The organism is Nguyenibacter vanlangensis, from assembly GCF_013376155.1.
GTDB classification, from domain to species: Bacteria; Pseudomonadota; Alphaproteobacteria; order Acetobacterales; family Acetobacteraceae; genus Gluconacetobacter; species Gluconacetobacter vanlangensis.
In genome coordinates this window covers 1-991 of sequence record NZ_JABXXP010000900.1, presented here as the reverse complement: position 1 = coordinate 991, position 991 = coordinate 1, and the positions used below count along the sequence as shown (strand labels likewise).

Here is a 991-nt window from a genome sequence, read left to right as displayed (position 1 = left end):
CCCTGCTCGGCGTCGCCCAGGGCAGCGACGCGCCGCCCTTCACCGTCATCATGCGCTGGAACGGCGCCCCCGCCGGTACCGCCGCCGGCACCGCGCCCTTGGCCTTCGTCGGCAAGGGCGTGACCTTCGATTCCGGCGGCATCTCGATCAAGCCCGCCGCGGGGATGGAGGAAATGAAGACCGACATGGCCGGCGCCGCCGCCGTGGTCGGGCTGATGGCCGCCCTGGCGGGGCGCAAGGCGCCGGTCGACGTCGTCGGCGCCGTCGGGCTGGTCGAGAACATGCTGTCCGGCAACGCCCAGCGCCCCGGCGACGTGGTGCGCACCTGCTCCGGCCAGACGGTCGAGGTCATCAATACCGACGCCGAGGGCCGCCTCGTGCTGGCCGACGTGCTGTGGTACGTCCAGGACCGTTTCAAGCCCCGCCTGATGGTCGACCTCGCCACCCTGACCGGCGCGATCGTCGTCAGCCTCGGGCACGAACGCGCGGGCCTGTTCTCGAACGACGACGACCTGGCCCGGCAGCTCTTCGCGGCGGGCGAGGAAACGGGCGAGAAACTGTGGCGCATGCCCATCTCCGAACCCTACCGGGACGAGCTGCGCTCCGAGGTCGCGGATTTCAAGAATGTCGGCGGCCGCCCCGCCGGATCGATCACCGCCGCCAAGTTCCTCGAACATTTCGTCAATAACGTGCCCTGGGCGCATCTGGACATCGCCGGCACCGCCTGGGCCAAGAAGGCGGCGCCCTGCACCCCCAAGGGGGCGACCGGCTTCGGCGTCCGCCTGCTCGACCGCTTCATCCGCGACCATCATCCGGACTGACGGAAAAGGGGGGCGTCCGATGGCGGAAATCGGTTTCTACCACCTCACGCGCACGACGCCCGAACAGGCGCTGCCGGCCCTGCTGGGCCGCACGCTCGAGTCCGGCCGCCGCGCCGTGCTGCGCTGCCGCGACGAGGCGCGCGTCCGCGCGCTGGACGACGCCCTGTGGC

General features: G+C 71.4%; 2 protein-coding genes. Both read left to right on the top strand.

Features of this window, described 5'->3' with window-relative positions:
• Positions 1-821 (top strand): leucyl aminopeptidase (locus tag HUK84_RS20010; protein WP_176641762.1); only part of this gene is annotated, 821 nt, incomplete at its 5' end.
• A 19-nt stretch (positions 822-840) separates the two neighbouring features.
• A partial coding sequence (locus tag HUK84_RS20005; RefSeq protein WP_176641761.1) for a DNA polymerase III subunit chi occupies positions 841-991 on the top strand: 151 nt, incomplete at its 3' end.